Genomic DNA, 12,752 nt, shown 5'->3' with positions numbered 1-12,752 from the left:
GTGACACTCGGCCCCAGCGCCGACCCGGTCAGTTCGCCGTCGTGCCCGGCATCTCCGCACGAATCTCGTGCCGCTCCACCCCGTCACGTCCCGGGTACTCGACGACGAACGTCCCGCCACCGTCGTTGTCGAACAGGAGGGCCATCCCGCCCGCGGTTCCGCTGTACTCGTACGACTCGCCGGCCGCGACCGGGAACTCGAAGGCGCGCTTCCCGCTGAAGGCCGCCGAACTCGCCGTCGCGACGAACTGGCCGTCCCGGTCGCCCTCGTTCCGGACAGTCATCTCCAGCTCGAGGTCGCCGTCACGCCGGACGAACTCGGACGACTCGATGCCGAACCTCGGCATGTTGCCGACGTTCTCTTGGACCGCCGCCGGGAGGCTCCAGCGGGCAGTTTCACCGTTTTCCTCCACGACCAGTTCGGCCCTCTCGTGGTTGCCTGGCGGAAGGGGAACCGCGTACTCCCGGTCGGTGAGCGTCGGCGTCGGGGACACGGAGACGTCGCTGCCGCCGGGGACCTCCGTTCGGAGGTCGTCGATGGACGCCAGGTCGGAGCCAGTGACCGTGACCACGATGTACTGGCCACGCCACGCGACCAGCCGCGGGTCGTGGACGCCCGTTGTGTAGACGCCCTTCCGGAGTCTGGGCTCGGAGAGAACCACGTCCCGGTCCCCGACCGTAGCCGTCTCTCCCATCTCGACTCGGGTCGATGTCTCATTGATACTCGGCGTTCGAGTAGTCGGTTCAGAGGCTGGCGATTCGGTGGAGGCTGGCGGCGATTCGCCCGGAGAGCCACCCAGGCAGCCGGCGATGGACGGAACCCCGGCCGCCGCGAGACCGAGGAACTGCCGTCGGTCCATGGATAGGGGTTTCAGGAATACAGACAAGTGCTTTCTGGAGGACGAGGCCGCAGAAACCGTCCCCCGGTTCCCTCCGGACGCCTCAGTTCTGCGCCCCGCCCCCGTTCGCGGAGAACGTGTTCCCGTTCTGGCTCACTGTCGCGTCGCCGCTCACCGCGAGCCCGTAGCCGCTGCCGTCGCGGATGGTCGAGTTCTGGAGCGAGAGCGTCGAGCCCTCGAACACGACGACGTTCGCGTGACCGGGGGCGAAGATCCAGTCGTCGCGGCCGCCGTGCTCGACGACGCACCAGTGGAGCTGGTTGTCGGTCCGCGCGCTGCCGCGGAAGGCGATGCCGTCCCAGAACCCCGGCGTCTGCTGTTCACCGGTGAAGGTGATCGGACTGCCGGACTCGCCAACGGCCGTGAGCGCGCCGGGACCGTCCTCCTCGACGGTCATCCGCGCACCCTGGCCGAACTCGACGGTGGTCCCGGGGTCGATCGTCAGGTGTCCGTTCACCTCGACGTTGTCGTCGGTGTTCACCCGGTAGGGCACGTCGATGGCGTCCCAGGTGACGGTCTGTCGGCTCCCGATGGTGTCGCCACGGACGAGCACGATGTCCTCGTCGTTGCCGGTGTAGGTGCCGGTGTCCGAGAGCGGGTGGGCCGTCGACGAGGCGACCCTCCCCGCCCCCGACGCGTTCCGAGTGACGGTGTTGGCCGTGAAGCTGTCGACCTTCGCGCTGCCGGAGAAGGCGAAGCCGTAGGCGTCGCTCTCCCGGAGTGTGCAGCCGTCGATGCGGACCCGTGAGCCCTCGAACACGACGACGTTCGCCCTGGCGGGTGCGAAGATCCAGTCGTCGCCGCCGCCGTACTCGACGACGCAGTTGCGGAGCTGGTTCTCGGTCCGGTCGGTGCCGCGGAAGGCGATGCCGTCCCAGTAGCCGCGGGTCTGCTGTTCACCCGTGAACGTGATCGGCTGGCTCTCCTCGGTGTCCGGGTCGATGCCGACCGCCGTCAGCCGGCCCGGCCCGTTCTCCTCGATGGTCATGCTGGCGCCCTGTCCGAACTCGACGGTGGTGCCGGGGCCGACTGTGAGGTGGCCGTCCACCTGCACGTTCTCGCCGGTCTGGACGCGATAGGGGGCGTCGATTGCGTCCCACGTCACCTCGTCGTCACCCGGAATCGTGGCCCCGCGGACGAGCACGAAGTCCTCGTCGTTACCGGTGTAGGTCCCGGTGTCGGAGAGGACGTGCGCGGTCGCGGACGAGACCAGCCCGGCCCCGGAGGCGTTCGCGGTCACCGTGTTCTGCACGAAGGCGTCGACACGTGCGCTACCGGAGAAGGCGAAGCCGTAGGCGTCGCTCTCGCGGAACGTGCAGTTCGAGACGTCGACCCGCGAGCCGTCCCAGACGGCGAGGTTGGCCTCCCCTGGCGCAAAGATGTAGTCGTCGCCGCCGCCGTACTCGAACACCACGTGCTCGAACCGGCTCGGCGTCTGGTCGCTGCCGACGATACCGACGCCCTTCCAGTAACCACGGGTCTGCTGTGAGCCGGTGAACGTGATTGGTTGGACCTCCTCGGTCTCGGGGTCCATCCCGACCGCTCGGAGCGAACCGGGGCCGTCCTCCGAGACCAGGAGACCGACGCCCTGTCCGAACTCGACGGTCGTCCCGGGGGCGATGGTCAGCTCACCGTCCAGCCGGATGTTGTCCCCCGTCTCCACGGTGTAGGGCACGTCGAGTGCGTCCCACGTGCCCGCGAAGTCGGCCCCGATGTCGTCGCCGTGCATGGCGACGCGGTCCTCGTCGTTTCCCGTGTAGGTGCTCCCGTCGCTCAGGAAGTGCGCCGACTGTGACGAGACGTACGCGGCACCGTCGCCGTTGGCCGTCAGCACGTTCTGCTCGAAACTGTCGACCGTCACGCTGCCGCTGTAGGCCAGCCCGTAGGCGTCGCTCTCGCGCAGGCTCGAGCTGTCGATACGGAGTCGTGCGCCGTCGATGGCCACGACGTTCGCTCGTGCAGGCGCGAAGATGAACGAGTCCCCGCCGCCGTACTCGACGACCGCGTAGGTCAGCTCGCTCTGCACCCGGTCGGACCCCTCGAAGAAGATGCCCTTCCAGAAGCCGCGTGTCGCCTGATCACCGGTGAACACCACGGGCTCCGCGCAGTTCCCGACCGCCGAGAGCGCGGAGTCGGCTCTGACGACGAGTGAGGTGTCCTGTGCGAAGCGGAGCTTCGTCCCCGGTTCGACGGTCAACACTGCGCCGTCCTCTACGTCGAGCGAGCTGGTGACCAGGTACTCGCTGGCCTCGGAGCCGAGCGTCGTGTCCTCGGTGAACGTGCCGCCGATCTCGACGACGTCGCCGCCGCCCGCGTTCCCCGCCGGACAGGCCTCCATGCCCGCCGTGGGTCCGTCACCGGCAGGTTGGCCGGTGTCGTCCGTCGGTTCGCCGTCCCCTGCCGTGGTCGGCTGATCCGTCGGTGGCGCGGCCGTGGTCGCCTGTGGTGTCGGGTCCGCCGCCGGGCTGTCGGAACCGCCAGTCAGCGCCGCACAGCCCGCGACCGAGGTTGCGAACGCCGTCGCGCCGACCGCCCTGAGCAGGTCGCGCCGCCTCGTCGTCCGGTCCCGCTGCTCCGTCATCGGTTCCCTCCGCTGGCCGCCGCGTCGGCACGTGCGTCGAATCCGTTCGCAACTGCAGTCGCTGTCGGTGGTACCGTCTCTTGTCTACCCATCGACTGCTCCTCGGTCGTCGACCGTCTTGATATCGCAGTCGAAGTACTTCGTGTCCCGCCGCACCCAGGCGATTCGGGGGCGAAGCACGTCGGGTCCGCCCCGGTTGTGTCCGTCTCGGCCGCCCCACTCCGGTTCGCTCAGACCGGTGTGACCGGCACCTCGGACCCCCTGAGGACACGGTCCGTCACCGACCCGAGGTGGTGGGGGCCCTCGCCTGGCTCCCCCGAGGCACCGCGCTTGCCCATCACGATGGCGTCGATGTCGTTCTCCGAAGCGTACGTCAGAATCTCCTGGTGGGGAACGCCGCGGCGCACTGCCGTCGTCGTCTCGATTCCGTGTTCGATGGCGTCCTCGACGACGTCCCCGACGAGGTCCTCTGCGTCGTCCGCCAGCCGCTCCAGCGCCGCCTCGTAGCTGCTCAGGGCCGGCGTCGACCCGTAGACGTTCTCGTCGACGACGAACAGCACGTGGAGTGTCGCGCCGTGTTCCGCCGCCAGGTCCATCCCGTGTTCGATGCCCCGCTCGGCGTGCTCGCTCCCGTCCGTCGGCACGAGGATGCTCGAGTACATGGCTAGAACTACGCTGTTTGCTACCAAGAGTGATGCGCCGGTTCCCGTGACGGTGGAATCGGGCCGTGGTCTCAACACCGCCGACAGTTGACCCGCTGGTAGTAGAGGAGACCGACGAAGAGACCGATGCTCGCGACGCCCAGCAGCGGGCGGAGCGGGTCGAAGTACGTCAGCAGCGCGGAGCTGCTGAACAGCGCGAGCAGGAGCGCGTTGCAGATTGGACACCCGAACGCGAGGACCCCGGAGATGACGCCGCCGACGGCGACACCGTCACCGACTGGTTCCGCCGCCAGCGACCGTTGGTAGACGAACGCCGCCGCGAACGCGGATGTGGCGAACAGGAAGAGGTAGTCCACCGGCGTCCTGGCGACCATCCGGACGTAGAGCGGGTTCGGTATCAGTCCCGTCACCGCCCCGAACACCAGGAACACGCCCAGTCCGACGGCGACGCCTCGCAGGACGTCTCGTCGGTCACCGGCGACGTTCACGTGAGGTCACCTACGTCACAGGTCCGGGGGTCGCCCGTTCTGGCGAGGAATCCGACGAGCAGCAGGATCCCGGCGGCCCGGAGGAGGTTCCCCTGGAACGGGAGCGCCGCCATCGCCCCCACGAACCCGAGCATCCCGAGGACGCCGGCTCCGCAGCTCGCACAGCCCGCAGCGAGGACGCCCGGGAGCACCGTCGCCAGCGACGATGCGCCGCTCGCCCGTGTCTGCCGGTACAGCGCGGCGGTGTGGGTCAGCGCGACCCCGGTCAGGAGCGCGTACAGCACGACGAGTGCGAGCCCTATCCAGCCGGTGGTGAGGTACACCTCCCGGGTGAGCGCCGAGACGGCGTAGCCGATGTCCGCGGGGTCCTTCGAGACGATCTGGACGGAGAACTGTGGGAACGTACTCAACACGAGCACGAGGTACGTCAGTGCCGTGGCGACACCGGCGACCAGCAGCCGGCGGTCAGAGGTGAGGGGATAGGTCAGAGCGTCACGGAGGGTGTGGAGGTGCCCCTGGCCCGTGCTGTCGGCGGTACTCACGCCGCTACCACCCTGTCGAGCGCCTCCGCGAAGTTCTCGTAGGGATGGGCCCCGACTATCTTCCCGGCGGCATCGGCGTCCCGGTTGTAGAGCACGAAGCCCGGCGTCCCCTGGACCCCCGAGTTCTGGGCCAGGTCGACGTCCGCTTCGATGCTCGATCGAATCTCCTCGCGGTTGTTCTGTCGACAGTCGTCGACTGCGGGGACGTCGACGCCGTCGGTCCGCTCCGTGATGTCCTCGAAGGTGGACTCGTCGGCCCAGTCGTGGCCACCGCTCTGTTGCGCCTCGAACGCCTCCCCGTGCCAGTGCCAGTACGCCGACGGCTCGGTCTCGGCGTTCAGCCGCCAGACGCACCGGTCCCACTGCGCCGACGGCATCGAGTACTGCCCGATGTTCGGGTACGAGAGGAACACCAGCCGCACGTCGCCGGGCTCGATGTAGTTCCGACCGATCTTCGGCAGCGTCTGCGTCTCGAACTCCTTGCAGAACGGGCAGAGGTAGTCCGTCCAGTAGTACACGTCGACGGGGGCGTCGCGCTCGCCGACGACCGGTCTCCCGGCGAGTTCGACCCCGTACCCCGTCGACTCGTCGAGCGACTGGTACGTCGACGGCGTGTACTCCCCGCTCGAGGACCCCGTTCGTGATGCGAGATACGCGACGCCGCCGCCGAAGGCGACCGTCGCACCGCCGGCGAGGAGGGCGCGCCGCCGTGTAATATTGCTCCCGCTATCCATTGACGTGCAAGACTATCTGGACACGACGTATCTGTCTTGCGGTCGAGTCCCGAATCCCTCCCCGGAAATGACCGACGGGGTCCGGGTAGTCCCGTGTCGGTCCCCCGTTCGGCCACCGTCGAACCCGGCCGGTGGGCGTCGGACAGCGTCCCGTTGCTCACCCGATTCGCGACCACAGTCACCCAGCTATTTATGCAACTCGTCTGAACGGACTGCTATGCACCAGACGCCCGCGAACACCCCACGACCCCGGTATCGATGACCGGCTTCTACCGGCGATACGTCGCCGTCCTCCTCCGGTTCCTCCCGTTCGCGCTCGCCTTCCTCCGCGACAGACGCCGGTTCCTGCTGTTCGGCGGACCCAGGCGGCTCGAGGAGCGCGTCCATCGGGACCGAGCCGAGCGGCTCCGGGACACGATGCTCGACCTCGGCCCGGCGTTCGTCAAGGTGGGCCAGGTGCTCTCGACGCGCCCCGACATCGTGCCCCCGATCTACGCCGACGAGTTCCGGACCCTGCAGGACGAGATACCCGAGGATGCCGGCGGGGACCCGCGTGCGGTGGTCGAGGCCGAACTGGGTGCGGATATCGACCTGGCGACGCTCGAGCCAGTCGCCGGTGGCTCGCTGGCGTTCGTCTACACCGTCCGGTATCGGGGAGAGCGGATCGCGCTCAAGGTCCGACGCCCCGACGTAAAGGAGCAGATCGACCGCGACCTGCGTGTCGTTCGGCGGATCATCCCCCTGGTCAGCCTCTTCGCGAACGAGCGCCAGCGGTACTCCCTGGAGAACGCCGCCCAGGACTTCGAGGAGATCATCGCGGACGAACTGGACTTCAATCGCGAACGCAGCATCATGGCGGAGGTCCGCGAGAACCTCGCGGACGAGGACGACGTCGTCGTGCCGGCGGTCCACCACGAGCTCTCCTCCGAGCGACTGCTCGCGATGGAGTACCGGACGGGCCGGAAGATAACCGACGACGGAGCCTTCGACGGTCTGGACGTGACACCCCACGAGATGGCGTCCCGGATCGCCACGGTGTACCTCAAGATGGGGCTCGTCGACGGCGTGTTCCACGCCGATCCGCATCCGGGCAATCTGGCGGTGACCGACGACGGAGGGTTGCTCATCTACGACTTCGGGATGAGCGAACGCCTGGCCCCGACCGTGCAGGAGGACATCGTCTCACTGTACAGAGCACTGGTCCGACAGGACGTCGATGCCCTCGTCGACGCGCTCATCGCCCTGGACGTGCTGGAGGTCGGTGTCGACCGTGCGGAGGTCGGCCGGGTGCTCGACCTCGTCATCGAGAACCTCGAAGGGCGGCACGAGGTGACCTGGCGCGCCATCGTCACCGAACTGACCACGATGCTGCAGGACTTCCCGTTCCGGATTCCACCCGACGTGATGTTGCTCATCCGCGTCGGCACGGTCGGGGAAGGCGTCTGTCGCCAGCTCGACCCGGAGTTCGACTTCCTCGCGGTCATCCGGTCGTTCCTCGTCGAGCAGGGGTTCATCGAGACGGAGTTCCAGGCGCTCCTCGACGACACCTGGACGGACCTCCGACGGTCGCTCCCCGCGCTGGCGAGGGCTCCGTACCGGGTCGAGCGGACGATGAGCCGTCTCGAACGGGGCGAACTGGTGGTCCGCACCGAGCCGGTCGACGGGGGGACCGACCGTGCGCTCGGCTACGCGGTGCTCGGCGGCTCGCTGGCCGTTGCGGCCTCGCTGCTCGCGTTCCACAGCCAGCCGTACGAGATTCCGGTCGCCGTCCTCGCCGGTGTCTTTTGTCTCCTGTACCTGCACCGAGTCCGACGGGAGTGACGGGTGTCAGGGACGCTCGGACTCCACCGAGAGGTGTCCCTCCTCGGGGGTCGTCGCCTCCCGCCACCAGACCAGCTCGAACTCGATGCTCTGCTTGGCCTCGGTGTCGCCCTCGCTCCAGTCGGACTCGCCCTCCAGCTTGAACGTGATGTCGTCGTCGGGATCGAGGCTCACCGGTGGCCACCGAGTCCGAGCGTCACCGGCTCGGAACTGTCCAGCTGGTCGGCCAGATCCCGCAGGTACGTCGCGACCTCGGCACGCGTCCGCTGCTCCTCCGTCTCTAGCTCTCCCATGGGAGGATAGCCGCTCACCTCGAACTTGGCTTCGTGGGGTGCCCATCGAGGCACCGACCGCCCGGTCGCCGGTCCACACTCCCGGAGCGATTGCGGGCCCGCCACGCTCGACCCGTACCGTTGGATAGTAAACCCCTAATGCCGGGAGCACCTCGTTCCTTCGAAGATGGGATCCCCCGTGTCCTCCGGCCGAACCGTTACACTGGTCTCAGACGGCTTGCATCGCTCTCCGGGTGACCAATGATGACCGCCGTCGACGCGACGCTCGACGACGCCGACCTCCTTCTCGTCGGAGCCACGGACTGGCTGGACCGGTTCGCGGATGGCCTCGCCACAGAGACCGATGCGACCGTCCACCGCCGTGACGGCGTCGACGGGGCACTCCAGTTCGTGGACGGCCGCTCTCCTGCCTGCATCGTGACCGCTCTGTCCCTCCCGAACGCTCCCGCGGTGGACCTCATCGAGTACCTCCGGTCCGAGACGGCGGCCCCTCCCGTCGTCGTCGCGACCGACTCCGGGGACGAGGAGACGGCGAGCGGGCTCCTCGGGGCCGGTGCGACCGACTACGTGGCTATCGGGGACGACGTCGACGCCGCCATCGAGGACCTGTCCGCTCGGACGGAACGGGCCGTCAGCGCAGCCAGGAGTCGGCGAACCAGACGTGAACGCGCCCGGCAGTTCGACGCGATGTTCGACGACGACCGCACCGCTACGTGGGTGCTCGCACCCGACGGGCACCTCGCCAGGCTCAACGAGGCCGCCCGTGGGATGCTCGAGTCGCCGACGGACGATCTCCTCGGGGAACCGTTCTGGACACTCCCCTGGTGGTCTGACTCGGAAGAGCCGAACGACGACGTCCGACGCCTCGTCGAGACGGCCCTCGACGGGTCGTTCGCCAACGCGGTGGTCGCCCGGTCGTCGCTCACCGACGACTCCACCGTGGTCGACCTCTCGGTCCGCCCCGTCTCGAACGACCGCGACGAACTGGTGTCGGTCGTCGTCGAGGGCGTCGACGTCACCGACCGCATCGACCTCGAACGCGACCTGCGGCGCTCCGAGGAACTCCACCGCGTCACGCTCAACAACATGACCGACACCGTCCTGATGACCGACGAGGACGGCGAGTACACCTACGTCTGTCCGAACGTCCACTTCATCTTCGGGTACACGGCCGAGGAGCTCCGCGACCGGGTCCCCATCGACGAACTGCTCGGGGATCCGCTGTTCGACCGCGACGAGCTCGCCGCCGACGGTGTCCTCAAGAACATCGAGGTGACGGCGACCGACAAGGCCGGCAACGAGCATACGCTTCTCGTGAACGTGCGCGAGGTGTCCATCCAGGACGGGACACTGCTGTACAGCTGTCGCGACATCACGAAACGGAAGCAGCGCGAGGAGGCGCTCGCGACGCTGCAGGAGACCGCTCGCGACTTCCTCTACGCGCAGACCCACCAGGAGATCGCACAGCACGTCGTCGACGACACCCCCGGCGTCCTCGACCTCGACGCGAGTGCGGTGTTCCTGTTCGACCCCGATTCGAACCAGCTCCGGCCGAGTGCGTACTCCGCTGCGCTCTCGGAGCTCCACGGCCCACTCCCCGATGTACCGGTGAGCGAGGACACGCTCCCGGCGTTCAGCTTCGTCGAGGACGAGGCGCTCTTCTTCGACGACGTCCACCGGTCGGCACGGCTCGCGAACGAGGCGACCGACATCAGGAGCGCGGCGTTCATCCCGCTCGGTGACCACGGGGTGTTCCTCGTGGGCTCCGACAGCGTCGATGCCTTCGACGACGTGACCCGCGAGCTGACGGACCTGCTCGCGGCGACGGCCGAGGCAGCACTGGACCGCGTCACCCGCGAGTCGCGCCTGCGCGAACAGGACCGAACGCTCCAGCGCAAGAACGACCAGCTCACCGCGTTGAACCGGATCAACGAGACGATCCGCGAGATCGACCAGGCGCTCGTGCAGGCGGAGACCCGTGACGCGGTCGACCACACCGTCTGTGAACTGCTCACCGACGACGACAGGTTCGCGTTCGCCTGGGTCGGGACGGTGGACCGGGCGACGGGGACAGTCACGCCCCGGGCGTGGGACGGAGCGGAACAGGGCTACCTCGACAGTCGCACGTTCACGGTGGACGAGACCGGTGGCGAACCCGTCGGGAGGACCGCCGCGGCCGGGGAGACGACGACGGTGAGCAACGTCGCCGCCGGCCTCCGGGACGAGCCCTGGCGGACCGACGCGCTCGCCAGGGACTACCTCTCCGTCCTCAGCATCCCACTGGTGTACAACGACCTGACCCACGGGGTGCTGACGGTGTACGCGGACTCCAGAGCTGCCTTCGACGACACGGCGCGGGCAGTCCTGTCCGAACTCGGCGAGACCATCGCCTCGGCTCTGAGCGCCCTCGAACGCAAGAACGCACTCCTCTCGACGTCGATGACCCGCGTCGAGTTCGACATCGCCGACGATGCGTTCGTCCTCTCGCGGCTCGCCCGCGCGGCCGACTGCACCATCTCCTACCGGGGCGGTGTCCAGCAGACCACCGAGGGGAGTTTCGTCTTCGCGAGGTTCGAGGACGCATCGGTCTCCGCCGTCGTCGAGGCGGCGGACGACCTCGTCGCTATCGAGGGCGTCCAGACGGTCAGCGACGACGGGGCCAGCGGGGTCGTCAGGCTCCGTCTCTCGCAGCCGTTCCTCGCTCTCGAACTGGCCGACCACGGGGCCGTCTTCCGCGAGGCGACCACGACGCCGGAGACGACGACGCTGGTCGTCGACGTGCCGAACGGCATCGACGTCCGGACGGTGACCCAGCTCGTCCGCGAGACGTTCTCCGGCGTCGAGCTCCGCTCCAGACAGACGCTCGAGAACGTCGACGAGCGCGACCTCTACGCGACGTTCCTGGACGAGGTGACCGACAGACAGCTCGAGGTCGCCCAGACTGCGTACTTCAGCGGCTTCTTCGAGTCACCCCGGGACAGCAGCGGGCAGGCGGTCGCGGAGACGCTCGATATCTCCTCGACTGCGTTCTACCGCCACGTCCGCACCGTCGAGCGGAAGCTCTTCGCCATGCTGTTCGAGGAGGGGACGCGACCTCCGAGGCCGGGAGGGGTTCGATAGTACACCCGTCTCTACTGTTGCCCTGTGACATCCAACGGACGGATATTCCCTTATACACCTATTACTGCTCTTCCGAGTGCCTCGGTTCCACCGGCGGCGCTCGTGACAACAATGAGAGATGTCGACGTCAACCCCGACGAGGAGCGATCCTACGAGTGTTTCGAGTGTGGAACGATCATCGTTACGAGCGACCCACCGGGCAGCTGTCCCGACTGTGCCGGCGCGATGCGAAACCGACAGACGCCCATCGAGTGACCATGGCGTCGCAATCGGACGTGACCACGGACGACGGTAGCACGACGGGGACACTCGAACCCGAGTCGGCCGTCGAGACCGCCCGTCGACAGCTCGAGCACGCCGCAGAGCTGGTGGACATCGACCCGAACATCGTCGAGCGGCTCCGGTACCCGAAGAAGGTCCACGAGGTCACGGTGCCCATCGAGCGCGACGACGGCAGCGTCGAGGTGTACACCGGCTACCGTGCCCAGCACGACAGCGTCCGTGGCCCGTACAAGGGCGGGCTGCGGTACCATCCGGAGGTGACCCGCGACGAGTGCGTCGGTCTCGGGATGTGGATGACCTGGAAGTGCGCCGTGATGGACCTGCCATTCGGCGGCGCGAAGGGCGGCATCGCGGTGAACCCGAAGGAGCTCAGCACCGACGAGAAGGAGCGACTCACCCGTCGGTTCGCACAGGAGATCCGCGACGTCATCGGCCCGACGGTCGACATCCCCGCTCCGGACATGGGGACGGACCCGCAGACGATGGCGTGGCTGATGGACGCGTACTCGATGCAGCAGGGCGAGACGACACCCGGTGTCGTGACCGGCAAACCACCGGTCGTCGGCGGCAGCGAAGGACGCGACGGTGCGCCCGGCCGCAGCGTCGCCATCATCACCCGTGAGGTCGTCGAGTACTACGACCGGGACGTCTCCGACACCACCGTCGCCATCCAGGGGTACGGGAGCGTCGGCGCGAACGCCGCGCGACTGCTCGACGAGTGGGGTGCAGACGTCGTCGCGGTGAGCGACGTGAACGGCGGCATCTACAACCCCGACGGGCTCGACACGGCCGCTATCCCGTCCCACGCGACCGAGCCGGAGGCCGTCATGCAGCACGAGGCACCCCGGACCGTCAGCAACGAGGAGCTGCTCGAACTGGACGTCGACGTGCTCGTCCCCGCCGCGGTCGGCAACGTCCTGACCGCGGAGAACGCACACGACGTCCGGGCCGACATCATCGTCGAGGGTGCGAACGGCCCGACCACCACCATCGCCGACGACATCTTCGACCAGCGCGGCATCCCCGTCGTCCCCGACATCCTCGCGAACGCCGGCGGCGTGACCGTGAGCTACTTCGAGTGGCTGCAGGACATCAACCGCCGTGCGTGGTCGCTCGAACGCGTCCACGAGGAGCTCGCGGCCGAGATGGAGGCCGCCTGGGACGACGTCCGGAGGGAGTTCGACGACCGCGACGTGAGCTGGCGTGACGCCGCCTACATCGTCGCCCTCTCCCGGGTCGCCGAGGCCCACGAGGCACGCGGCCTCTGGCCGTAGCCGGCTAGCAGGTCAGTTCTCCACAAAACACTTCCCGGAGGCCTCTGGTGGGTCTGT

12 protein-coding genes are annotated in these 12,752 nt (G+C 68.2%); 4 read left to right on the top strand and 8 right to left on the bottom strand.

The features are described 5' to 3' along the window. Window positions 1-28: 28 nt before the first annotated feature. From NO345_RS15725 to NO345_RS15700, 6 genes are all read right to left on the bottom strand, one after another. Entirely contained in the window at window positions 29-694 is a 666-nt protein-coding gene (locus tag NO345_RS15725; protein WP_256300772.1) for a hypothetical protein, read from the bottom strand. Between the two features lie 247 nt (window positions 695-941). Beyond that, window positions 942-3,479: a hypothetical protein gene (locus tag NO345_RS15720; protein ID WP_256300770.1), complete on the bottom strand. Its 2,538-nt coding sequence runs from the start codon at window positions 3,477-3,479 to the stop codon at window positions 942-944. A gap of 230 nt (window positions 3,480-3,709) precedes the next feature. Then, window positions 3,710-4,141, bottom strand: coding sequence for a universal stress protein (locus NO345_RS15715; RefSeq protein WP_256300768.1), 432 nt, complete (start codon window positions 4,139-4,141; stop codon window positions 3,710-3,712). Between the two features lie 71 nt (window positions 4,142-4,212). Then, complete coding sequence (locus tag NO345_RS15710) at window positions 4,213-4,629, bottom strand: hypothetical protein (RefSeq protein WP_256300766.1); 417 nt, start codon at window positions 4,627-4,629, stop codon at window positions 4,213-4,215. Beyond that, window positions 4,626-5,171, bottom strand: a complete 546-nt coding sequence (locus tag NO345_RS15705; protein WP_256300764.1) for a hypothetical protein — start codon at window positions 5,169-5,171, stop codon at window positions 4,626-4,628. The genes NO345_RS15710 and NO345_RS15705 overlap by 4 nt, the downstream gene beginning before the upstream one ends. Beyond that, window positions 5,168-5,905 carry a DsbA family protein gene (locus NO345_RS15700; protein ID WP_256300762.1) on the bottom strand — a complete coding sequence of 246 codons (738 nt, stop codon included), beginning with the start codon at window positions 5,903-5,905 and terminating at the stop codon, window positions 5,168-5,170. Before NO345_RS15700 ends, NO345_RS15705 begins: the two co-directional genes overlap by 4 nt. Before the next feature lie 258 nt (window positions 5,906-6,163). On the opposite strand from NO345_RS15700, the gene NO345_RS15695 reads away from it, so the two are divergent. Beyond that, on the top strand, window positions 6,164-7,726 hold the full coding sequence (locus NO345_RS15695; protein WP_256300761.1) for an ABC1 kinase family protein: 1,563 nt from the start codon (window positions 6,164-6,166) through the stop codon (window positions 7,724-7,726). 6 nt (window positions 7,727-7,732) lie between these two features. Here NO345_RS15695 and NO345_RS15690 read toward each other — a convergent pair whose 3' ends face one another. Beyond that, a complete protein-coding gene (locus NO345_RS15690) occupies window positions 7,733-7,900 on the bottom strand; it encodes an amphi-Trp domain-containing protein (protein ID WP_256300759.1) in 168 nt (55 codons plus the stop codon). Beyond that, complete coding sequence (locus tag NO345_RS15685; protein WP_256300757.1) at window positions 7,897-8,019, bottom strand: amphi-Trp domain-containing protein; 123 nt, start codon at window positions 8,017-8,019, stop codon at window positions 7,897-7,899. The genes NO345_RS15690 and NO345_RS15685 overlap by 4 nt, the downstream gene beginning before the upstream one ends. A gap of 243 nt (window positions 8,020-8,262) precedes the next feature. Here NO345_RS15685 and NO345_RS15680 point away from each other — a divergent pair, with 243 nt between their 5' ends. The 3 genes from NO345_RS15680 to gdhB all read left to right on the top strand — a co-directional run bounded on the left by NO345_RS15680 (window position 8,263) and on the right by gdhB (window position 12,695). Next, window positions 8,263-11,139: a bacterio-opsin activator domain-containing protein gene (locus NO345_RS15680; protein WP_256300755.1), complete on the top strand. Its 2,877-nt coding sequence runs from the start codon at window positions 8,263-8,265 to the stop codon at window positions 11,137-11,139. A gap of 111 nt (window positions 11,140-11,250) precedes the next feature. Beyond that, window positions 11,251-11,394, top strand: coding sequence for a rubrerythrin-like domain-containing protein (locus tag NO345_RS15675; RefSeq protein WP_256300753.1), 144 nt, complete (start codon window positions 11,251-11,253; stop codon window positions 11,392-11,394). Further along, complete coding sequence (gdhB, locus tag NO345_RS15670) at window positions 11,391-12,695, top strand: glutamate dehydrogenase GdhB (RefSeq protein ID WP_438266775.1); 1,305 nt, start codon at window positions 11,391-11,393, stop codon at window positions 12,693-12,695. Before NO345_RS15675 ends, gdhB begins: the two co-directional genes overlap by 4 nt. Window positions 12,696-12,752 lie beyond the last annotated feature (57 nt).

This window comes from Haloarchaeobius salinus, from assembly GCF_024464185.1.
GTDB lineage: Archaea > Halobacteriota > Halobacteria > Halobacteriales > Natrialbaceae > Haloarchaeobius > Haloarchaeobius salinus.
This window is presented reverse-complemented; position numbering and strand designations above follow the sequence as displayed.

Coding starts and splice junctions, on each gene's coding strand:
- NO345_RS15725 (WP_256300772.1), bottom strand. CDS start 694: ATGGGAGAGACGGCTACGGTCGGGGACCGGGACGTGGTTCTCTCCGAG.
- NO345_RS15720 (WP_256300770.1), bottom strand. CDS start 3,479: ATGACGGAGCAGCGGGACCGGACGACGAGGCGGCGCGACCTGCTCAGG.
- NO345_RS15715 (WP_256300768.1), bottom strand. CDS start 4,141: ATGTACTCGAGCATCCTCGTGCCGACGGACGGGAGCGAGCACGCCGAG.
- NO345_RS15700 (WP_256300762.1), bottom strand. CDS start 5,905: ATGGATAGCGGGAGCAATATTACACGGCGGCGCGCCCTCCTCGCCGGC.
- NO345_RS15695 (WP_256300761.1), top strand. CDS start 6,164: ATGACCGGCTTCTACCGGCGATACGTCGCCGTCCTCCTCCGGTTCCTC.
- NO345_RS15685 (WP_256300757.1), bottom strand. CDS start 8,019: ATGGGAGAGCTAGAGACGGAGGAGCAGCGGACGCGTGCCGAGGTCGCG.
- NO345_RS15680 (WP_256300755.1), top strand. CDS start 8,263: ATGACCGCCGTCGACGCGACGCTCGACGACGCCGACCTCCTTCTCGTC.
- NO345_RS15675 (WP_256300753.1), top strand. CDS start 11,251: ATGAGAGATGTCGACGTCAACCCCGACGAGGAGCGATCCTACGAGTGT.